Below are 21,637 nucleotides of genomic sequence, written 5' to 3' on the forward strand. Positions count from 1 at the left end.
AGGCCAAGATCTGAGCAAAGGGCTGTAAAGAGAGGGGGGAATCTTGCGAAAACTAACGTGTTTCCAGCGGCATTAGAAAATGCTTAGGATTAGGTTTTATACTGTTTTTCACAGATGGCTGGTTTATCGAAGAGAAGAGTAGTGGAAAATAGCTGTTTCTCGTTGATCAGCGAATGAATGCCATTTTTATTTGAGAAATGATGAAAGCGGCATTCCTTCTTGAATGATCGGCTGTCTGGAAGGCTGATGAAAAACAGTGATTTCCTTTGGTTGATGAATCAAAATGCTGCATTGTTGCAAGGTTTTTCTATTTGAGAAATGACGCTAGGAAGCCGTATCCACGATTACATCAACTAGCCTCCTAGGAGGCCGGTGATTTCGTGCAAAATACCGCTGAGTTCCACCCATTTCTCAATGAGAGAAACCTCACAGAAAAGTTCCATGGGCAGCGCGATCTGCCCTCCACCCGGGGATGAAAATCCGCGCCAGTTCGGCATTTTCACGGAAAAGTAATCCAAAAACAGGTGCTGGTATTGAAATGGATTCACTCAACCTAAAAATCGACGGAAAGGGCGTTCACTTGTGAGCGTCCCGTTTTTTTTGAGTCCAACCGTTTCGCGGGAAGATTCCCCCAAAAGTAGCATCGACATCAGTGGGCGATGAAGAACAAGGGATCATTATAACTGTAGATGAGCATTTTTCATTACAGTAATTTCCATACCCTAAGAGACAAACAGGGGACCCCTTAGGCGACATGGAGTTGTTTTTTGATCACATCAATGGGAATCTCTTGCTTCGCGGCATCGTAGATGAACTCGACGATGCTGTGCCCTTTCCGAGACCGAAGAAGCTCCAGGCCGGAAGAGAGGTCTTGTTGAGATTCCGCGATGCTGTATACACAGGCTAAGAGCACCACGGCCCAATACCGTTTCACCGCCCGGATGTGACGAACACGGTATCCATCGAGCTTCAGCTGGTCTTTGGCCTGCCGGAAAAAGCATTCGATCGTCCAGCGCTGGGCATCGTAACGCAAGATGTCTTCATCACTCAGCTCCCGGTCGGTGCTCAAGACAACATGGAGATGATCCGGCGTCATCGGTTCATCCGCCTTCCAAGCCAGCAGCACCACCGCGTCATCAAGACCGTTGAGCGCGCCTTCGTAGCGGTAGACACGATAGCGCTCGTTCCCCACCGTGACGAGGCGGGTGTCGTTGGGCTCGATATAGCGGGCGAACTTCTTCGCTTGGATGGCGATGCCTTTTGGATAGAGAATTCGGTTCGTCTTGAGCATGGCGATGACATGGAATCCTTGTTTCAGGCAGGCTTCGATGAGCGCTTGGGACGGATACCACGAATCCATGAGCACATACACCGGCTGAGCCCGCTTCCCCTTGAGCGAGGAAAGCATCTCGATCGCCAGGTCGATTTTGCTTCTTCCCGATGTCTTGTCATACAGACGAAAGGCGAACGGAAACGCTTGCGTGAAGGTATGCACCATCAGCCAAACGAGCGAATGCCCCCAGACCCATTGATGATCGCTGTGAGAGAAATGCCAGTCACACCCTTGAATGGCGTGCGTTGCCCGTGACGAAGGCTTCGTTTTTTGGCAAATGGTATCATCAATCGAAACAAAAAGGGGTTGATTCTCCTGTTTGGCGATTCGCTGGATGCGATGAAGGATCCATGGCTGGAGTTTGCGAAGCAACGTCTCTTCATCCCAAGGGCTTTTCGTGAAAAAAAGGGCTGAGCGTGGTTCGATGATTGGGATGAAAACTCCAGTGATGGACATCGGTCAATGTTCCCGAAAATCCCTTGGTAGTCAAGGCATCCACAATATGAACGAGATGCTTGATGACCGGTTTCGAGAAATAAAGCGCCAATCCCAGCGTCATGAAAAACTTGTGGATTCCTTGATGATGTGCTAATCTATTCATGAGACATGAACCTCCTTGTGGGTAGTTGGTGGTACATCTATTCTAACCAAGGAATCGGGTTCATGTCTCCTTTTTTGTTTAGTTGTCAATTTATGTTAGCAAATTTGCTCATCTACAGATTATAAATTTCAATTCGTTTGAAGAAGGAACTCCGCGAATTTTGTTGTAATTCCTCTATTGGGGTGAAAGGATGGAAAAAGAAACCGTAAAGAGAAAAATGAAAGAAATTCTCGAATCATCTTCTTTTATGCCTTCTTTCAAAGAGGCTGTATTGACATTGGTAGATGAATATACCAAGCGAAGTGATTGTTTGTTTGGCCGTTTAGCTGGTTTGCATTATCAGATGTTTTCTAAAAGCATCATAGAAATCGAACGAGTCGCGGCAGCTGTAGAATTGATCATGTTAGCTGGAGATCTGCTCGATGATTTCGTTGACCAGGATGGCTTGAAAATTCTATGGACCGATGCGATGTTTGTCACTTCACTTCATATTCATATGGCCATTGGATTATTGTTGGCCGGGCAAAAAGCCATTGCCGATTTGTCTGTCGATGAGAATAAAAAAGTAAGGGCACAGTCATCGATTTTATCCCGACTGCTTCAGAGCCTAGACGGGCAGCATATGGATGTCACAAATGACATACAGACGGAAACGGATTATTTACAGACGGTGAAGAAAAAATCAGGTTCTCTAGTAGCCATGGCGTGCTTCGTTGGAGCAGTGTTAGCCGGCGCGGAAACAAACAATGTCATCATTGAGAACTATGCCAATCATATTAGGAATCGCCGCGCAAATCGACAACGATATCGATGCGTTGTATCGTTGGGATGAGAAGAACGACATGAAAGCAAAGAAAAAGTCGCTTCCGATTTTGTACATGCTGGCAAGTAAACGGGATAACTTACTAAAACAGTATTTTAGCAATCATATTGATTATAGTGAGCTATATGCCCGAAAGGAAAAGGTAATTCAACAAATGGAACAGGAAGGAGCATTTTATTATGCAAAAGTGATAAGCCAGATTTACAAGGAAAAGGCTTGGCAAGACATCGAGAAATTGGATGTAGGCGATAAGTACAAATCTGCATTGAAAACATTTATTTGTAATGTTGGAGGGGAGATGTGCGATGCAAGAAATCATTCGCTTTTTAATCGAACATCCGGAAGTCATCGAAAAACTACAAAATGGTACAGTGAGCTTGATCGGCTTAAGTGAGTTAGAGGCTAAAGCGGTTGTTAAAGTGTTCAATGAATCGGTGAGTCCGCTTGGATATTGGAAGTAGATAACGATGAGTCGAATGGTCATGGTAATGATTGTTGCTTTGATGGTAGCACTATATTTAACCATTTTAAATGTTAGACATCCATTGATCGGTATGGAGGTGGTAGAAAATAACAATGGTGATGTTATTGTTAACGATATTTACGAGTTTGGTTGGGCAAAAAAACATGGTATTCATCTTCATGATCAAGTGTTGAAAGTGGATGGAAAGCCTCCGCTCTCCCATTTTACTGTCCGGAAATACAAAACAATTGAACAAGTGAAAACCATCACGATTCAGAGAGAAAAGCAAATCCAAACATTGACGGTTGACGATCGATCGCATGGAGCGAAACAATGGCTATATTATATTGCCTTGCCATTGGGTTTTTTTCTATTCACTGTTAGTTTAAGCATGTTTTTGCTTCGTCTACGGCTGAATGACCAATCGGCGACCGTCCTCATTTACTTTTTATTGCTGGCGGGGCTTTGTTATATCAGTGCCAGCTTATCAGCGAAATATGTACCGTTTGGGCGTTACATGTTTAACGCTATATTTTTACAGTTGCCTGCTGTCTTTCTGCATTTCGTTTATCATTATTTTGAAAGAGAAAAGAAAGGATGGTTTACGAAAAAAATCGTTCTTTCTCTTTATAGTTTTAACTTCGTTGCCTTCGTTATTTCTTTATCTCATTTACTAAGTGAAGCGGAAGTTCTATTGGCGACATTCCTTATCAATATAGGTACCATTCTTGCTTTGTTAGGAAAAGGATGGGTTTATCTTAAAAAAGATGAACAGCAACATACAGTCAAAGGTTTGCTTTTGTCCATAGGGTTATCTGCCGCGCCATTTGTGTTATTTTATAGTCTCCCGGTTCTAATCATTGGAAAATGGGTACTACCAGCCGAATTAACCGTTATTTCGCTTTTTGTGTTGCCATCCGTCTTTCTTTATTTGATTTGTACGGATCGGCTATTTCGATTGCCGTTTTCCATCAATCGTTTTGTGTACCATGCTTTTTTGTCATTACTCCCAGCTTTTTTTGTTACGTTGCTTTATGCCAAATTTGTTAATGAAGCTAGGAGATTTGCTGAACTCGCTTTGTTGTTTTTACTGATTTATGGAATAAATATCCTTGCTCTCTATTCAAAAGGATATTTCGATCGAACATTAAGAGCGAAGTTATACGTACAAAAAGACTGTTATCAAGAAAGTATCTATCGGATCGGTGAAACATTAAAAAAACAGAAAAACATGCGGGAAGTGATCCAATGCCTAGAAAAAGAGGTAAGAGAAGTATTAGATATAGAGAATCTAGCTTTTGTACAAGCGATCAGAAGTATGCAAGCCCCGTTTCATTGCGATGAAAAAGAGTGGACGAAGTTAACCAAAAAGATGGATAGACAACCACTTTCGATTGGAAAACTGATTGAAAATAAGCGTTTGTTTGCGGTTTTTGTAGGTTCATTCCGCCAAAGTCCTTTACTATTAATAGGAAAAAAGAAACATCCTATTCCATTCCGGTCAGAACAAAAAGATTGGTTATCCACCATTGTCTATTATGGCAGCGTCACGATGGAAAATATGGTAAAAGTAGAGGATTTGATAAAAGAGCTCAACCATGTAAAGCAAAGACGTAATTCTGTTTGGCTCACTCGTTTGATCTTTCAATGGTCGGAAAAGGAACGAAGAAAGTTAGCCATTGATTTGCACGATACGATTCTTCAAGATTTAATTGTTTTAAAACGGAAAGTGGAGAGCTTGCGCTTTCAAAATATGCGTATGGAAGAAATGAAAAAGCAGCTAAACTACATTGAAGAAGAAATTGTAGATATGATTGATGTAACAAGGGAGATATGCTATGAATTAAGACCGCCATTTTTGAGTCAAATCGGATTAGAGGAAGCAATCGTACAGTTAATCCAACGATTCCAATTACGTGCGAATATAAAAATCGAATGGAATGTTCATTTATCAGCCAAATTGGAGGAAGAACGGGAGCTTGCTATTTATCGGATGATCCAAGAATTATTAAACAATGCGATGAAACATTCGCAGGCGTCGTATATTCAACTCACATTGGAGGTCCAAAATGAGGAGGTTCAACTTCATTATGTTGACAATGGTATAGGTATAGACATGGAAAAATTAAATCATTGTGATGGAAAGCTTGGTTTGTTTGGGATCAAAGAGCGCGTACAAGGCTTAGGTGGAACATTCAAGATGACGTCACAACTAGGTAAGGGGCTGGATATACGGATTGCCATTCCATTATAGGTATGGGAAGGAGAAAAAGGACTCGATGATTCACATTTTGGTTGTCGATGATCATCGCCTTGTTGGTGAAGGAACAAAGAATATGCTTGAGAGCGAACAAGATTTCCAAGTAGAACTTGTGACATCTGGCACAGAAGCGGAACAGATGATGGAACAACAAACTTATGATGTGTATTTGCTTGATTGGCGTATGCCAGATATGAACGGTATCGAATTAAGTAAACGAATTCTCCAAAAACAACCGAATGCGAAAATTGTCATCTATACTGGATATGATGTTGCTCCTTTTTTGAATTATTTGATTGAATCAGGCATTACAGGTTTTGTCAGTAAAACGGCAACGAGCGAGCAATTGATTACAGCGATTCGTTGTGCACTAAGAGATGAAGCGGTCATTCCTGTGCGCTTATTGCGCCAACTGCATCTTTGCGAAGTCAAGGCCAAGATGGAAGAAAATGAAGAACATGTTGCGCTGAGTCAGTTCGAGCAAGAAATATTATTCGAGGTTGCCAACGGTTTAAGCAATAAAGATATTGCTAAAAAACACTATATAAGCCAACGAAGTGTAGAACGGCATCTATCGCGCATTTTCACAAAGCTGCGTGTATCTTCGAGGGTAGAAGCCGTGGAAAAAGCCAAACAACTAGGGTTCATTCCAGGGCTCCATATGTTAACGCCTTCATCGGATCGGTGAGGGCGTTTTCTTTTTTGGGGTTCGCCATCTCGTGTCGGTATTCCGCCACAAAATGGCGGGGTTCCGACACAGGTTGGCGGTGAGGAGGAAAGAAAGTAGGAGTATAATTCGAGATAGGGAGAGAGATTATTAAAGGGAGGATTTAGAGATGGTTAACTTAGTAGATTGGATATCTCAAACGAAAGCATTAGGAATTGATCCAGTAGCGGCAACAATTACAGCGTTAGATGAAATTTTTAAGTGGGAGAAAGAAAAACAAGAAGAACTAAAAGGCTATCTGATAGCAGAAAACTTTAAATATCATTATGAAAACAATGAGTATTATAGAAATATTTGTAAATGTAATAATGTTTCTCCTGATGATATACAATCCTTTGAAGATATTAATAAAATTCCATTAATACCGGTTGGTCAATTCAAACAGACGGACTCCCATTTATTACTTTCTAAACCATTAAGTGAAATTGAATTTGAAATGCGAAGCACAGGAACCAGTGGTATTCCTAGTCTCTCTCGAAGAGATTCTTTTACTATTGACCGTTGTTTATTTGGGGTTTATGCTATGTACCGCAACTTCTTTAAATTTTCTAGAGGTGCAGGATTATTCTTATTCCCTTCACCTGAAGAAATGCCAGAGATGGGAATGGTTAAAGTTCTTAATATGTTTTCAGGGTTGTTTGATGCTACAAAATGTTTGGTAAAACGTGCAACATTTAAACCACAAGCAGCGATCGAAGTACTTGAAAGTTGGGAAGGAAGACACACTCGTCACATTATTGGTCCTCCATTTTTAGTGTATCGATTAATTAAGTATTTGAAGAATAATAACATTCATCTAAACTTAGATAAGCATAGCAAGGTAATAAATTTAGGGGGATGGAAGAGATTTACCGGAATGGAGATACCAAGAGATGAATATAATCGTGAATGTTCTGAATATTTTGGTATAGAAGAAAATAACGTTCGTGATATGTACGGTTTAGTAGAAGCCAATGGATTAGCTATTGAATGTGAGCACCATAATAAACATGTTCCGCCATGGATGCACTTCTCAATTCGCGATCCTAAAGATCTAACTAAGGAAGTCGCTCCGGGAAGAAGAGGCGTGCTTGTGATCTTTGACCCTACTTCTTATTCTTATCCAGCATTTATCCAAACAGAAGATTTAGTGTATTTAAAAGAAAAACATTCCTGCTTATGTGGGCGTCAAAGCCAACAAGTTGTCTATCTTGCAAGAGTAAAAGGAGCAGAGATTGGATGTTGTGCCATCAATTTGGAAAAACACATGGATGAAGTTGAGAAAAAACAGCAAATGGAGCAAGTACATAACTAAAAAGGTGGGGATGGATATGTACAATCCAATCATTGTCGATCATTTTTCAAATCCGCGTAATGCAGGAGAAATTAAAGATAAAGATTACCAGATTAAAATCGGCAATCCTGTATGTGGGGATACGATTTTTTTGGATCTTAAACTCGAACAAAATCATGTCATAGATGCAAAATTTAGAGCATATGGTTGTGCAGGGTCTGTTGCAACGGCAAGTATCTTTAGTGAATACATCTTGGGAAAAAGTATTTCACAAATTGTGCAGACACCCGAATCATACAAGGAAAAAATGTTAGGGGAATTAGAACCACCACAAATGCATTGTCTCCATATATTAAAGCAGTTATTTGAATACTTTCATCAATTGGAGGGGAATTCGTATGAACAGGTTAAATAGATATTTTGACTATAATGCAACCACTCCTTTAGATCCTCAAGTGCTCAATGTAATTAAAGAAAATCTTTATATATTTGCAAATCCATCGAGCCATCATTTTCTAGGATACGAAGCAGGAGAAAAGGTAGAAAGGGCTAGGGAGCAGGTAGCTCATTTGATTGGTGCATCCCCTAATAATATATTTTTTACATCTGGAGGAACAGAGGCAAATAATATGGTAATCAAGGGTTGGCTCCATAACTTTTTGGGGCAACCCATTCATATCATTACTTCTGCGATTGAACATCCTTCTGTCTTAGAAGTTTTTCGATATTTCGAACGACGCGGAGCGGTTGTCACATACGTTCCCGTAGATTCTAATGGATATATCAATATTAATCAACTAAAAAATGAAATTCGTGAAGAGACCCGCTTGATTTCCGTGATGTTTGCAAACAATGAAATTGGAACTATTCAACCAATCAAAGAGATAGCAAAAATAGCAAAGGAAAACAATATATTTTTTCATACAGATGCCACACAAGCAGTAGGAAAAATACCGATAAATGTAATTGGTTTAGAGGTAGACGCATTGTCTTTTTCTGGTCATAAGTTTTATGGTCCTAAAGGAATAGGGGTATTATATTTAAAAAATCCTGACAAAATTGAACCTTTGCTTCATGGTGGGGGGCAAGAGAAAGGAATCAGGAGTGGAACGGAAAATCTTCTCGCTATTGTGGGACTAGCTAAAGCTTGTGAAATAGCCGATCAAGAGATTTATGAGCAAAGACAACATTGCCGACACTTAAGACAACTTTTTATTGAGTTGATTAGAGAAGAAATTCCTTATTGTTCTATTAATGGATCAGAAGATCCATTACGGACTTTACCTAACACAATTAATGTCTGCCTTTCCGACGTAAGGGGAGAAGCTGTCGCTACCATGCTTAGTGAAGTATATGGTATTGCTGTTTCTACAGGTTCTGCTTGTAGTACAAGAAAAAAAAATCTTTCCCATGTTTTAAAAGCAATTGGATTAACAGAAGAGCAAATTAGAAGTTCTATTCGAATTAGTTTTGGAAAATTTACAACGGATGTAGACATTCAAGACTTTGTTCAATGTTTAAAAACTACCGTTTTTCATTTACGAAACATATTGCCCAGAGAAATACAGGGAGTGAAATGATGAAAAAGTTAACTTTGATTGCTCCAGCGCGGTCAAAGTATATGCTAAATCAGATGCTGGATGCTGGAGCTAATGAAATTTATGTTGGTTTAAAGTTTCCGAAGTTTAACCAGTTAAGTTTTGATGATCGATTTCAAACTATTGCTGGACACTCTGCACATGTGAGAAGTCTTGAAGAGCTTCAATCGATGATTGAAATAGCCAAAAAGAAAAATATTAAGATTAATTTTATGGCTAATGCCCCTTACGTGCCAGAAGCATTACAGGATGACTATGTTCGATTTGTCGAACGGGCAGTATCAATGGGGATTGATTACATTACTGTATCTTCCATTCAAACAATCAAATTATTAAAGAAGTCTGGAATTGGTCTGCCGATCGTTGCTGGTTCTTCGTTAGGACCAACAAATATATATATGGTTCGTTTGCTAAAGGAAATGGGAGTTTTTCGAATCACTGTTCCTCATTGTATTAAATTAGAGGAACTGAAAACATGGAAAGAAGAAGGATTAGAAATGATTACTATAGGCAACTTTGAGAAAGGAAGTATTCCCGGAAGTAGTCGATTATGGGAAAGCCCGAATCATTTAGAAATAGGAGAGGGGGAGAGAACAAGCTATAAGATCGAACTTCCTAATGGGCAAAAATTTCGAAGTATAACCATTTTGGATTCATCAACCGATTGCAATTTGTGTAGTTTAGAAGCATTGGCTGAAGCGGGCATAACTGGCATTAAACTGATTGGACGAGAAGCTCCCAATCCTGCAACATTAGCAGCTGTAGTAGACTTATACAGGCAATGGATTGAAATGGGAGTAGAGGGGATAAAGTTAGGTGAAAAAATACAAATCATGGAACAGGAACATTTAATGTGGGTTATGCGTTGGGTTCCCCGTTTTTGTGAAAAAAATAGATGTACATATCTAGATACCCCGATTTTAGCAGCATATGTTTAGTGCTAATTACGTAGTGTTCGGAGGAAAGTTATGCAGAATATAAAAAAGGAAATACGTATTCATCATACTTATATTGAACAATTAAATGAAAAACTTCTTAAAAATTGTGCAACTATTTCAATTGGACATCCATCTTGTATTCATAAATTAACTGGCATGGATATGAATACTTTGGGTTATTTAGTAAATAAATACAAAAGGGTGAAAATTGAGATACCAGTTCTTTTTGATAGTCATATAGAATGGTTAAAAAAAGAATTAGAAACATGGATAAAATATCCTGTTGGTCTTGTGGTGAATGATATGGGTGTATTGTATTATTTAAAGCAAAAGCCACTCCCTCCTGATATAGAAATTATACTTGGTAGACGTTTAGTATTTTCTTATATGCATTCACCATGGTATGAAAATATTTTTTTACAGGAAGAACCATACATTCGAAATGAATGGGAGGATTTGAATATAAAAAACGAAGAAATGATTAATTTTTTACGTGAATATAATATCAAAGAAATAGAAACTGATCTTCTTCCTCAATATAGATCATCGTTTAAGTATTTGAAAAAAAAGGGATTTAAAGTTAGTGGGTTTTATGGTTACCCTATTGTGTCATTATCAAGATCCTGTCATAGTGTTCGATTCTATGGTGGTAAGATTGGAGAGTGTCAGCATTTATGTGACTTGCCTTTAAAACTGGAGCCTATGGAACGGTGGAACAGATTTGAAGATACGATGATAAGAATTTCTAAACATACTAGGGATTCGATGGGGAATTTATTCGTTTACGGCAATGTAGTAGTGCAAGATAGTTGTGATATTGAGGAAGATAGCTATCAAGATCAAATAGATTCTTTTATTATAGATTATCGTTTTTCTCCGATTAATATGCTTAGCTAAGGGAGGGAAAGGAAAAGGCTATGGATAATATAGTTAAACAAAGTTATAAATCAGAAATTCTGGACATTCTGGCGGATGTTATTGCTGATTATATTTCTCCAAATGCAAGAGATATCGATCAAACAGGAAATTTTCCAAAAGAAAATATTGATGCTTTAGCGAAAGAAGGTTTCCTAGGATTGATAATACCTGAAGATATAGGGGGATTAGGTGGATCTCCCTCGTTATATAAAGATGTTGTTATTGAAATAGCAAAAGTATGTGCATCCACGGCTATGATATATGTTCAACATACTTCCGCTGTTTCTATTTTGTTATATGGAGCGCATCAGCCTTATATACGTGAATGTTTAGATAAAATCGCAAAAGGAGAATATTTAGCTACGATTGCTCTAAGTGAACCTGAATCTGGAGTCTATTTCTTTTTGCCAGTTAGCCAAGTATCTCTGAAATGTGATGGGTCGTTTTCCTTGTCTGCTAAGAAGAGTATGGTAACTAGTGCAGGGGAGGCTGACTTATATGTAGTAAACAGTCGCTCGTCAAATTCAAAAAATTCCTTACAAAGTAATTTTTATGTGTTAACAAAGGATCAAAAAGGTATTTATGTTGGAGAAATGCCGAAATTAATGGGGTTGCGTGGCAATAATAGTGCTCCTATAGAAATGAAGGATTGTCGAATAGAAAGCAAAGCTTTAATCGGTAATGAAGGAGACGGATTTAAAATTTCTCGCGAAAAATTGTTACCTATAGGACAGTTAGGGATTTCAGCTTTACAAGTTGGTATAGCAAAAGCTATTTATCGCGAATCAGTAGAGTATGTAAAAAATCGATTCTATATTCATAACGAAAAGAGTCTAGCATCTTTTCAGAGTATACAACAAATTATTGCGGAAATGAAGATTGAATGCGACCGGGCAGAACGCTCCTTAGAATATATGGCTTGTCAAATGGAGAAAGGGAAGCTAGATATGGTAACTTTGTTGGAAATTAAAATAATTGCTTGTGAGGCTGTACTTAAGTTAGCAAATTTGTGTTTGAAGGTTTGTGGAGGCTATGCCTATTCCGCCCACTCTTCTCTCGAAAGATATATAAGAGACAGTAAAGCAGGAACAGTGTTAGGACCAACTCCAGAGTTATTAAAGGAACTTATTGGGAAAATAATATTGGATATTCCGGCTAGCATTTGAACAATATAGGTAGCGTCAAAAGTGTTATGAAAACTCCACACAGACCATCCCATTGAGCATCGTGGGGCATGCAGAGAGCCGGATTCGCCCTTGACCAACATCCGCCAAAGGTGCGGAAGAGTCGTCAAGGGCGACGGGGACAAAAAGAAGGCAATCGAAAAGCGGCCCTTGCCTTTACCGAATGTTACCTTTGGCGGTGTTCGGTTGGTCAAGGGTTCGCTTCGCCGAATCCGGCAGGAGTTCTGTTCAACGGGCTCTGGAGGACAAAAAAGTTAGGCTGCCTCGTTTTGAAGGAAGTCCTGAGCCATGGTGATGAGCTTCGTCCACCGGGCTGGCATATGCGGCAGCTCGGCGAGCTCCGGGATGACGACCGGTACCCGGCCTTCGAGCGCGCTATGCGGGCGCAGAAAGTTGAAATACGCCACAAACAGCGTCACAAAGGACACCGAGCCTTCTTCCGCACCGAACCCATGGGTCGGGCGGTAGTTGCCTTTAAAGGTCCGGTTGAATCGCTCGATGATCTGCTTGAGAGGGCGAAACTCTTCCGAGACCGGATCTTCGTTGGTCAGGCCGATCACCTGGCGGACGTCAAACGAAATCCCGTGCTGGGCAAAGAAGTGTTGCGCCAACCGGTAAATCGGGTTGCCATCCACGACGAACGACAAGTCGTCTGGAAGGGACGGCAGCTTCCTGAGGACATCATTGATCGCCTTGATGGCCGAGAGCGTGTCCCGGTTGGGCGAGACGCGATAGGACAGCACGATCTTTTTCACGGCGTCGAACATAAAGAATAGGTAATGCCAACGGCCCTTCACACGAATATATGTCTCGTCCCCACAGAACGAACCGGACAGCTCATACGGGAATCGGTCGACAAAGGGCTTGATCCAAAGCGCGACGCTGTTGGCGTAGTTGAGCACCGTCTGATGAGAGATCGAGACGCCATGGATGTCCTTCAGGGCGGCGGCGGTTTCCCTCGAGGACATCCCAAAGTTGACGTAGTACGTCAACACGAGCCCCAACACGTGCGGCGACGCAGCCAGCCGGGACAAATCGACCTTCGGCTTGATGAGCGACGAGGAAGCCAACGGGAGAAAGTCAAACAAGAACTCCCGAAACAAATACCGCACCTTGAAGGCTTGAGGATTCTGTTGAAACTGTTGGCGCTCTTTCTTCGTCATCCGGCGAAGGTTGGCCTGGTAAAACGGGCAATCGTTGTTCTTGCACTTATAGACGTTGTATTCCTTGCGTTCCTTGATTTTTTCCAACGTCTTTTTGCAGTGCGGACAACGAAAGACCGCTTGCTTGGTGAACCGATTTCGGTGGTTGAACCGGCATTGGCACACTTTGCATTGGTATTGCCCTTTTCCGCCGTTATTGGCGTACAGGTAAGAAGAGGGAGCCTGGCAGCGAGGGCAGGTCAACGAATCCGGAACACGGTGTTTCGCCTTCGCGCGGCGCTGGATGGGCCGTAAAGGACGTCTGTGCTGGGCTTCATAGTCTGCCAACAGCTTCCGGTAATCAAGGGTTTCCGGCACATCGATGATCGGAAGGTCATCGACCTGAAGTTTCCGGTACGGCTTTTGGATGGGTTCGTCCCAGTCCTCGAGATGCAAGGATTTTCCCAATATCACACCCATTAAATACACAATGATTTGATATTGGGTCTTGATTATTTCGAACAAATAGGCTAATAATTGAGGTAACAAAGCTTGTCACTCCTTTGTTTTGGCTGTTGGGTGTCGTTACCTCAATGATGGCCGAAAACAATGGGGGTGGCAAGCTTTTTTTCGTTCAACCGTTGAAACTCAAGGGAAAACCGTGAGTGTGGAGGATAAACTTTTGACAATACCACAATATAATAGGAGGAGCAGGATATGACTGAAACTGTAAACGAACAACGGCACAGAGGATTAAAACAAGTGTTTGCAGTAAGCATTGGGCTTTTTCTAGTGTTTTTAGATAGTACTGTAGTAAATATTGCAATTCCTAATATTATTGATGATTACAAAATCGACCTGAGCAAAGCCTCATGGATCATAAACGGGTTTGTTCTTACACTTGCAGTATTATTAGTTACTCTCGGTAAAATGGCTGATATGTTAGGGCGTGTTCGCACTTTTTTGTGGGGAGTCATCATTTTTGCAGTTAGCTCGTTTTTATGTGGAATTGCACCGACGGTAGATTCTCTTATTATTTTTCGAATTTTGCAAGGAATAGGCGGAGCAATGGTCATCCCTACAAGTATGATGCTAGTTAGAACAGCTGTTCCCCCAGAAAAAATGGGATTAGCAATGGGTATTTGGGGAGCTGTAGGTGCTATGGCGGTTGCTATCGGCCCGAGCTTAGGAGGACTTATTACAGAGTATATTCACTGGAGATGGGTGTTTTATATTAATGTCCCCATTGTGTTATTGGCATTTCCGTTCATATATCTTGCTATTCGAGTACAAAATGAACCCATTCATAAGTTTAAACTCGATCCATTGGGGATTTTGTTGATGAGTTTGAGTTTGTTTTTTCTTACGTATGCCATTTTGCAAGGGGAAGAAATTGGATGGACATCTTATAAAATCGTTCTTTATTTCCTAATTAGCGTTATGAGCGGAGCCCTATTTCTTTTTGTTGAAACAAAAGTAAAAAACCCTATTCTCGATTTTTCTATTTTTAGGAATCGTTTGTATGTTTCAGGGTTAGTTTCGAATTTCCTCGGTGGCATATTATTAATGGGAACATTAATTTTACTTCCTATATTTCTCATTCGAGTGAAGGAATTTAGTACATTAGAAGCTTCATTTGCAATTACCCCCCTTTCCGGAGTTATGCTTATCGTAGCACCAATTATTGGGAGAGTAATTGATAAAATTGGTTATCTTATTCCTATGGTAATAGGATATATCATAAGTGTAATGGGGTTGATCTTGCTTATCAATATTGATACGGATATAAGTGTTTTACATTTGGTTTCATTTCTTGCTATTTTAGGAACGGGTTTGGGGATTATTATGATTACTAGTGTGACAGTATGCACGGCCGCCGTTTCCCAAACTCAAATTTCTTTAAGTTCAGGTATTTTTGCGATGGTTCGAAATATGGGGGGAGCGGTTGGAGTAGCTTTGTTTGTGTCTTTAACATTAAGCTTTCTAAATCATTATTCCGCTAACGTAGTCGATGAAGGAGTAATGATCGTAAAAAAATCAAACATTCCTGAAGAGGCGAAAAATTCTATTCAGGAAGTTTTAATGAAACAAAGAGATACTTTTTTTGAGGAAAAAAATAACAATAGAGTGTTGGAACTAGACGAGGAAAGTAAGCAATTACTTGCGAAAAATATTGAAAAAGAGGCACTGGCGAAGATTCCTAAAGGGACAATGTCTCCAGAAATGCAAAAGAAAATCGAAGAACAAGTGAAGCAACAGTTGATCAATATAGATAAAAATATTGCTAACATAAAAAAACAAATAGAAGACATATCGAAAGAATATGTAGCAAAATCCATGGCAAAAGCATTTTTCAGCGGGATTATTTTGTGTTTTCTTTCGAGTTTATCGTTGCCTTTCTTGTCTAAAAAATTTTCGTTAAGCCATAGTAGAGAAGTCGATATATGAGTGGTAATTTCATTACTCATTGATCACATTAAGCTAATCGCCAAACCGGAGAATCAGTCTTTTTTGTTTCGATGGATGATCCCATTTGCCAAAAAACGAAGCCTTCGTCACGGGCTGCTCGCGCCATTCAAGGGTGTGATTGGCACTACTCGCACAACGATCATCCATCCGTCTGGGGGCATTCGCTCGTTTGACGGATGGTGCATACCTTCTCGCAAGCGTTTCCGTTCGCCTTTCGTCTGTATGACAAGACGGCGGGAAGAAGCAAGATCGACCTAGCGATCGAGATGCTTTCCTCGCTCAAGGGGAAACGGGCTCAGCCGGTGTATGTGCTCATGGATTCGTGGTATCCGTCCCAAGCGCTCATCGAAGCCTGCCTGAAACAAGGATTCCATGTCATCGCCATGCTCAAGACGAACCGAATTCTCTATCCAAAAGGCATCGCCATCCAAGCGAAGAAGTTCGCCCGCTATATCGAGCCCAACGACACCCGCCTCGTCACGGTGGGGAAGGAGCGTTACCGCGTGTATCGCTACGAGGGAGCGATCCATGGCCTTGATGACGCGGTGGTGCTGCTGGCTTGGAAGGCGGATGAACCGATGACGCCAGATCATCTCCATGTTGTCTTGAGCACCGACCGGGAGCTAGGCGATGAAGAGATCTTGCGTTACTATGCCCAGCGCTGGACGATCGAATGCTTTTTCCGGCAGGCCAAAGACCAGCTGAAGCTCGATGGATACCGTGTTCGTCACATTCGGGCGGTGAAACGGTATTGGGCCGTGGTGCTGTTCGCCTGCGTATCCAGCATCACGGAATCCCAACAAGACCTCTCTTCCGGCCTGGAGCTTCTTCGGTCTCGGAAAGGGCACAGCGTCGTCGAGTTCATCTATGACGCCGCAAAGCAAGATATTCCCATTGATGTGATCAAAAAACAGCTCCATGTCGCCTGAGGGGTCCCCTGTTTGTCTCTTAGGGTATGGAAATTACTGTAATGAAAAATGCTCATCTACAGTTTATTAAAAACCTATTTTTCCATTGATTCTCTATGTCAGTTAGTTCACATACTCGGTCGATTTGGCTGTTTCCGGCGTATTTGTGGACTGAAAGAGGTTCCAAATCTTCTCACGTTTTCACGTGCAGGTAAGTGGTTTCAAGAACAAGAATTTTCTATATTTAAGAATGATGGACTTGAACAACAGCGTTGGTATGGGTTTCATCAATATTTACTACATGTACAATTATGCATTCCTATGTACAAACTTATGGAAAAATATGGAAAGAGAGGTGTGTTTTTTATGAAAAAAGCTGTCTCCTTAACAATTAGTGTTGTTTTATTTCTATTTCTTTGTAATATTGCTGATGGTTCTTCAGGGGACTATATTGAGGTTTATTTAATTGAAAAGTCTGAGGATAGCCTGCGTTTAACGTGGAAACAAATTTCTAAAGCTAAAAAATATGTTTTATATGATAATAGTGGGAAAGTTTTGTATGAAGGGAATAAGAGAGAGTTTATTCATAAAAACCTAACATCGGGTGAAGTGTATGAGTATGTTTTGGCTGCATTTGATAAAGATGAGCGGTTATTGACAAAGATGAATGTTATCACAAATACATTACATCCTCTATCAAATCATAGTGTGAAAGTAGATATGTTTTTTAATGAAAGAATGATAAAAATTGATTGGTCGGATATTCCAAATGTTCAAAGCTATACGGTTTATCGTGATGGAAAGCCGGTGGTTGTTGTTTCACAAAGTGAGTTCAAAGATTTTAATATATCATATGGTAGGGAATATATGTATATTATTGAAGGCGTAGAAAAAATAAAAAAATTCGATAAGGAAAAAGACAAGGTAGTTGAAGACGAAAAAAACCATGTCATCTTAATACCTGCGGAGCAAGTGATTGATAAGCGTAATATGCTTTTTGAGGAATTCTCCCAGTCATTTTCAACACTCGCAGTTGAACCCGTAACTTCTTATCGCAATACAACATTTATTAAGCCGGCTAAAATATCCGCACCAGATGGTTATTGCTATGGGGGAGACAATCGTGGTTTTTCCGCCTCTGCTAGCACTTATCGTACTCGATTTGATCTCTCGATTTATTGGCAAGATAGGACTTATGGATTTTCAAAATACACAAGCGATTCCATTCGTTATAATAAGAATGATAATGGTACATGTGGTTCAAAGGAATTGGCAAGAAAAAACGCTGGGACATCAGGTATAACGGCTGTAAAGGAATGGATTACACCTGGTGAAGCACAATTTCAAATTTCCCATTCTGTTGGATTGCCGTTTTACATGGATGCTCCGCCGAATATTGATTACAGCTACAGTTTAAATATTCAAAAGAGCGGAGTTACTTATATTAATGGTAGTCATGACCAGTATCCTTGGCATGAAATTTACAGGTCAGATAATGGGGGAACGTGGAAAACTTTGTATCAATTTAATCCCGATGCCGCAGGTACAAATATCAATTATTTATTCCCTTGGTATCCCAATAAAAAAATAGCAGTGAGTAAATAATTTGGCCCTTCACTAAAAGTTGTACTTGATTTTTTATCACACATCTTACTTATGCATCCGCGAAAGAACAGGAAACCAATCATGTTTTGCCTACACCTGTTCAGAGAAGTGCACCGTCTGTCAAGTACACGTTGTGGTTATGAACCAATAATTTTATATACATGCAACATGAAGAGTTCACCTCTCCGTTATCCTGCACACCCTACGCGCTGCATCATTTGTTCCAAGGATCCTGTAGGCTCAACCTGCAAGCTGAGCCATGGAGGAGGAAGCTTGTTGCAGGAGAAGCCAAATGTTCATTTTTCAATGAGCATGTATATACACTTATAGTAAAAGGAGATGGCATAATTGAAAAAATTGGTAATGGAGTTTTTCCTGACATTGGCCATGTTTGCCCTTTCCCTCTCATTACTTAGCTCTTTTTCTTTTCTTGTTGCCATTTTTCCAGCTGCACTACTGGCTGTTTTGCTTATATGCATAGTAACAGAAGCGCTCGTTTCTTTTGTTGATAAAAAATGGGGATTTAAATGGGATTGGGCGGTTGTTTTAGGGATCGCAACGATTACGTCGCTTCCTTTTTATCCATCCTTTGTCTTTGTAGTCCCCATTTATATGGGAGCAATGGGATATTATGCAGGAAGACGACTATGTGCTAAATGGTGTTAGATGAAGGAAATGGATGAGTTTGAGCAGTAGTGTTCAAATCGCCCAAGTGGTAAAGGTCATTTGGAGGTGGATGCTAAGAACTGGAGTACAAGCAAAGAATAAAGGAGCTGAAGCAGTAAATGATTCGAAAAACGATCACGGTTTGCACGTATCAAACCGTTTCTTCTCCTTGCCCTGCTCGTTTCGAGCGGCATTGAATCCGTTCAATTTTTGACAGCGTTGATGGATGGAAAATTTACTGAATACCCTAGAAGGCTGGTGAAAAACCGCTGTCACACACCAATCGGCGACATTTTCATTCCAAAAAGAAAGCTGATTCTGCGAGGTTTCTCTCATTGAGAAATGAGTAGAAATCAGCGGTATTTTGCCCTAAATCACCGGCCTTCTAGCGAACGAAGCTTTGATGTTGATGATATCATTTTGAACGTGAGTGGAGCGGTTATCGGGTTTAGTCTGTACCAATTATGGGGGCGCATGAAAAGCTTGATTTCTCGATCACACCGCTCGTCACCGAACCGTTGAGGGCATACATGCAGTCATCACGTTGTTTGGGGGTGTCAATGATCACTTTCTTTATCGATGAAGTCAAACATCAAAGTATCGATATAGGGGATATGGACCGCTATCATTTTGAGTTTCTTCAGCCGATTTTGGAACATAAACGCTTTGTCTTCCTTGGGGAGAGCAGCCATTGCGTCAAAGAATACAGTCTAGCAAAAGTAAGCCTGATTAAATATCTTCATGAAGAATTGGGGTTTCATGTACTTGCCTTTGAAAGCGAATTGGGGCCATGTATGATCGGCGATTATCTATCTGATCAACTTGATTCTAAACGTTTTATGGCGGGTACCATTGGGCGTGTGTGGCAAAATGAATTTGTCCTTGGATTATTCGACTATATGAAAAAAATGAAGCAGGAGCGGCCGCTGTATTTTACTGGTGTGGATGTTTATCAAGGAAAAAAGGAAAATTTGTTTTCGGAATTTCTCGAGTCTTATTTAACGGGTCCGACCAAACAGAAGTTTGTCGATTTTGAAAAGCGGGCGATCGAGGTTTTGATTGCAGCCGATAAATGGAAAATCAAGCGTTCAATGCGCCAAAATATAAGGGAAGAGATGGAAAGTAAGGGCATGGAATTGATTGAGGAACTCAAACAGTATTGTTTTCCGGATAGCAAGATTTATAAAATTGTCCTCCGTACGATGGAAAATAGAGTAAATTACTTGGGTTCATCACCAAATTTTGTGATTTAGTGACAAAAGAGAGAAAGCACTAACGAGATCCTGGCAATAATGTTAGTGGTGAAATCAACATTAAGGAGGTCTCGTAAGTGCTTTCTATATCACTAGGATTGCCAGAATTTAAAGTGATTAAACAAGAACTTCTTTCCTATGGTTATGCGATTCATGTAGAGAAAACAGAGACACAGGAACGTTGCCCTCATTGTGGGTTTGCCACTTCCTCTGTCCATGACAGACGGACAAGAAAAGTACGGGATTTGGCGATTTTCCATCAACCGGTGTACTTGTTCGTAAAAATAAAGCGCTATCGGTGCTGGAATTGCTCTCAAGTGTTTTCCGCCTCTTTGGAATCGGTTCAACCCAATCAGCACTACACCAACCGATTTTGTGAGTACTTGTATGAACTTTGTGAAGGTTCCACCATTCAAGAGGTGAGCCGAAAGCACCGTATCCCATATACGACATTGGAACGCATCTATTACTCCATCGCATCGAAAAAAGCAAAAGAGCGTCAGACAGCGATAGAAACATCTTCTCAAGAAGAGATGGTGCTTAGCTTAGATGAAATCGCTGTAAAAAAGGGACATCAGTATGAAACCATATTGATGGGTGCCAAAGCTGGATCCGTCATGGGAATGCATGCCGATCGCCAATGTGACTCCGCTATCCACTTGTTGAGCCAAAAGGTCCTGTCGAAAGAAAGGGTTCAAACGGTGATTCTTGACATGTGGGAACCTTATCATAAGGCGGTTCGTGCCCTGTTTCCATCTGCTTCGATTGTCATCGATAAGTACCATGTGGTTCAAAAAGTGACACAAGCCTTGGATCAAGCAAGAAAGGAATGTTCTCCATTGAAAAAGGCTCGATATCTTCTCTTGAAAGGCTGTGAAAAGCTTCGTAAGGACCAACGGCTTCGATTAGACGATATCTTGGAGGAGTATCCGGCACTTTCCATTGCTTATTATCTGAAAGAGTTGTTTCGGGATTTTTACCGAACCGATGGATATAATGAAGCAAAGGAACGCTTGGAAGAATGGATTCAGTTAGCCAAACAGAGCCCTTTTGCTTCTTTTCAGGAAGCAGCCAACACGCTTGAAAGGTGGAAGGAGCCGATTCTTTCCTACTTTTTGTGCCCCTATACCAATGCCCGAATCGAGGGAACGAATCACAAGATCAAAAACATCAAACGCCGGGCATATGGCTATCGAAATCGGGAACGGTTTCGTTTGCGTGTATTTCTGGAGTGTACAGGGAACACTACAGGTAGTCAGGCTGCCTAAACGCTCCCTTCTTCCGCTATCGATATGATCGTTGGTAGAATGGAACCCGTCAAGGAAAGCACTTGACTGTTTCCATTCTACCAACTTCGTGGTCTGTATGCGGAAGAAGGATCCTGACTGATGAACCTATTTCATCCAGCTAACATGTTTCTAGGATTGAGTGGAAATCACAGAAAATGGTGAAGAACCATTACTTGAAAGCAAATTT

17 protein-coding genes and 3 pseudogenes are annotated in these 21,637 nt (G+C 40.7%); 18 read left to right on the plus strand and 2 right to left on the minus strand.

Annotation, left to right across the window (positions count from 1 at the left end; translation table 11 throughout):
- Nucleotides 1–745: 745 nt before the first annotated feature.
- Nucleotides 746–1,934, minus strand: a pseudogene (locus GC56T2_RS01570) (IS701 family transposase).
- A gap of 190 nt (nt 1,935–2,124) precedes the next feature.
- Here GC56T2_RS01570 and GC56T2_RS17690 point away from each other — a divergent pair.
- The 11 genes from GC56T2_RS17690 (at nt 2,125) to GC56T2_RS01620 (ending at nt 12,100) form a co-directional block, all read left to right on the plus strand.
- The gene (locus GC56T2_RS17690) at nt 2,125–2,766 is read left to right on the plus strand and encodes a polyprenyl synthetase family protein (RefSeq protein ID WP_172706365.1); all 642 of its coding nucleotides are present in this window, start codon (nt 2,125–2,127) and stop codon (nt 2,764–2,766) included.
- Between the two features lie 10 nt (nt 2,767–2,776).
- Nucleotides 2,777–3,151 carry a hypothetical protein gene (locus GC56T2_RS17955; RefSeq protein ID WP_255516156.1) on the plus strand — a complete coding sequence of 125 codons (375 nt, stop codon included), beginning with the start codon at nt 2,777–2,779 and terminating at the stop codon, nt 3,149–3,151.
- Entirely contained in the window at nt 3,105–3,218 is a 114-nt protein-coding gene (comX, locus tag GC56T2_RS01580) for a competence pheromone ComX (RefSeq protein WP_255516127.1), read from the plus strand. Before GC56T2_RS17955 ends, comX begins: the two co-directional genes overlap by 47 nt.
- Nucleotides 3,219–3,224: 6 nt before the next feature.
- Nucleotides 3,225–5,474, plus strand: coding sequence for an ATP-binding protein (locus tag GC56T2_RS01585; RefSeq protein WP_144972561.1), 2,250 nt, complete (start codon nt 3,225–3,227; stop codon nt 5,472–5,474).
- 25 nt (nt 5,475–5,499) lie between these two features.
- On the plus strand, nt 5,500–6,168 hold the full coding sequence (locus tag GC56T2_RS01590; protein WP_144972563.1) for a response regulator transcription factor: 669 nt from the start codon (nt 5,500–5,502) through the stop codon (nt 6,166–6,168).
- 148 nt (nt 6,169–6,316) lie between these two features.
- Nucleotides 6,317–7,501 carry a LuxE/PaaK family acyltransferase gene (locus GC56T2_RS01595; protein WP_144972565.1) on the plus strand — a complete coding sequence of 395 codons (1,185 nt, stop codon included), beginning with the start codon at nt 6,317–6,319 and terminating at the stop codon, nt 7,499–7,501.
- Nucleotides 7,502–7,517: 16 nt separating this feature from the next.
- Entirely contained in the window at nt 7,518–7,895 is a 378-nt protein-coding gene (locus GC56T2_RS01600; protein WP_172706367.1) for an iron-sulfur cluster assembly scaffold protein, read from the plus strand.
- Nucleotides 7,879–9,060, plus strand: a complete 1,182-nt coding sequence (locus GC56T2_RS01605; protein WP_144972569.1) for a cysteine desulfurase family protein — start codon at nt 7,879–7,881, stop codon at nt 9,058–9,060. Before GC56T2_RS01600 ends, GC56T2_RS01605 begins: the two co-directional genes overlap by 17 nt.
- Nucleotides 9,060–10,016 (plus strand): peptidase U32 family protein, encoded by a 957-nt coding sequence (locus GC56T2_RS01610; protein ID WP_172706368.1) that lies wholly within the window; start codon nt 9,060–9,062, stop codon nt 10,014–10,016. The genes GC56T2_RS01605 and GC56T2_RS01610 overlap by 1 nt, the downstream gene beginning before the upstream one ends.
- A 30-nt stretch (nt 10,017–10,046) precedes the next feature.
- On the plus strand, nt 10,047–10,913 hold the full coding sequence (locus GC56T2_RS01615; protein ID WP_144972573.1) for a hypothetical protein: 867 nt from the start codon (nt 10,047–10,049) through the stop codon (nt 10,911–10,913).
- A 20-nt stretch (nt 10,914–10,933) separates the two neighbouring features.
- A complete protein-coding gene (locus GC56T2_RS01620; protein WP_144972575.1) occupies nt 10,934–12,100 on the plus strand; it encodes an acyl-CoA dehydrogenase family protein in 1,167 nt (388 codons plus the stop codon).
- A gap of 272 nt (nt 12,101–12,372) precedes the next feature.
- On the opposite strand, the gene GC56T2_RS01625 is transcribed toward GC56T2_RS01620, so the two are convergent.
- Complete coding sequence (locus GC56T2_RS01625) at nt 12,373–13,809, minus strand: DDE-type integrase/transposase/recombinase (RefSeq protein ID WP_144972577.1); 1,437 nt, start codon at nt 13,807–13,809, stop codon at nt 12,373–12,375.
- 168 nt (nt 13,810–13,977) lie between these two features.
- Here GC56T2_RS01625 and GC56T2_RS01630 point away from each other — a divergent pair, with 168 nt between their 5' ends.
- The 7 genes and pseudogenes from GC56T2_RS01630 (at nt 13,978) to GC56T2_RS01670 (ending at nt 21,429) form a co-directional block, all read left to right on the plus strand.
- A complete protein-coding gene (locus GC56T2_RS01630; protein WP_144972579.1) occupies nt 13,978–15,708 on the plus strand; it encodes a DHA2 family efflux MFS transporter permease subunit in 1,731 nt (576 codons plus the stop codon).
- 53 nt (nt 15,709–15,761) lie between these two features.
- A pseudogene (locus GC56T2_RS01635) lies at nt 15,762–16,658 on the plus strand (IS701 family transposase); the annotation flags it as partial.
- A gap of 66 nt (nt 16,659–16,724) precedes the next feature.
- Nucleotides 16,725–16,883, plus strand: a pseudogene (locus GC56T2_RS18425) (ISNCY family transposase); the annotation flags it as partial.
- 120 nt (nt 16,884–17,003) lie between these two features.
- Nucleotides 17,004–18,242 carry a DUF3238 domain-containing protein gene (locus tag GC56T2_RS01645; protein ID WP_144976979.1) on the plus strand — a complete coding sequence of 413 codons (1,239 nt, stop codon included), beginning with the start codon at nt 17,004–17,006 and terminating at the stop codon, nt 18,240–18,242.
- A gap of 363 nt (nt 18,243–18,605) precedes the next feature.
- Nucleotides 18,606–18,908 (plus strand): hypothetical protein, encoded by a 303-nt coding sequence (locus GC56T2_RS01650; RefSeq protein WP_144976984.1) that lies wholly within the window; start codon nt 18,606–18,608, stop codon nt 18,906–18,908.
- A 464-nt stretch (nt 18,909–19,372) separates the two neighbouring features.
- A complete protein-coding gene (locus GC56T2_RS01665) occupies nt 19,373–20,161 on the plus strand; it encodes an erythromycin esterase family protein (protein ID WP_255515986.1) in 789 nt (262 codons plus the stop codon).
- 77 nt (nt 20,162–20,238) lie between these two features.
- Nucleotides 20,239–21,429 carry an ISL3 family transposase gene (locus GC56T2_RS01670; protein ID WP_144972581.1) on the plus strand — a complete coding sequence of 397 codons (1,191 nt, stop codon included), beginning with the start codon at nt 20,239–20,241 and terminating at the stop codon, nt 21,427–21,429.
- Nucleotides 21,430–21,637 lie beyond the last annotated feature (208 nt).

Source organism: Geobacillus sp. C56-T2 (genome assembly GCF_007829715.1).
In the GTDB taxonomy this organism is placed as follows: domain Bacteria; phylum Bacillota; class Bacilli; order Bacillales; family Anoxybacillaceae; genus Geobacillus; species Geobacillus icigianus.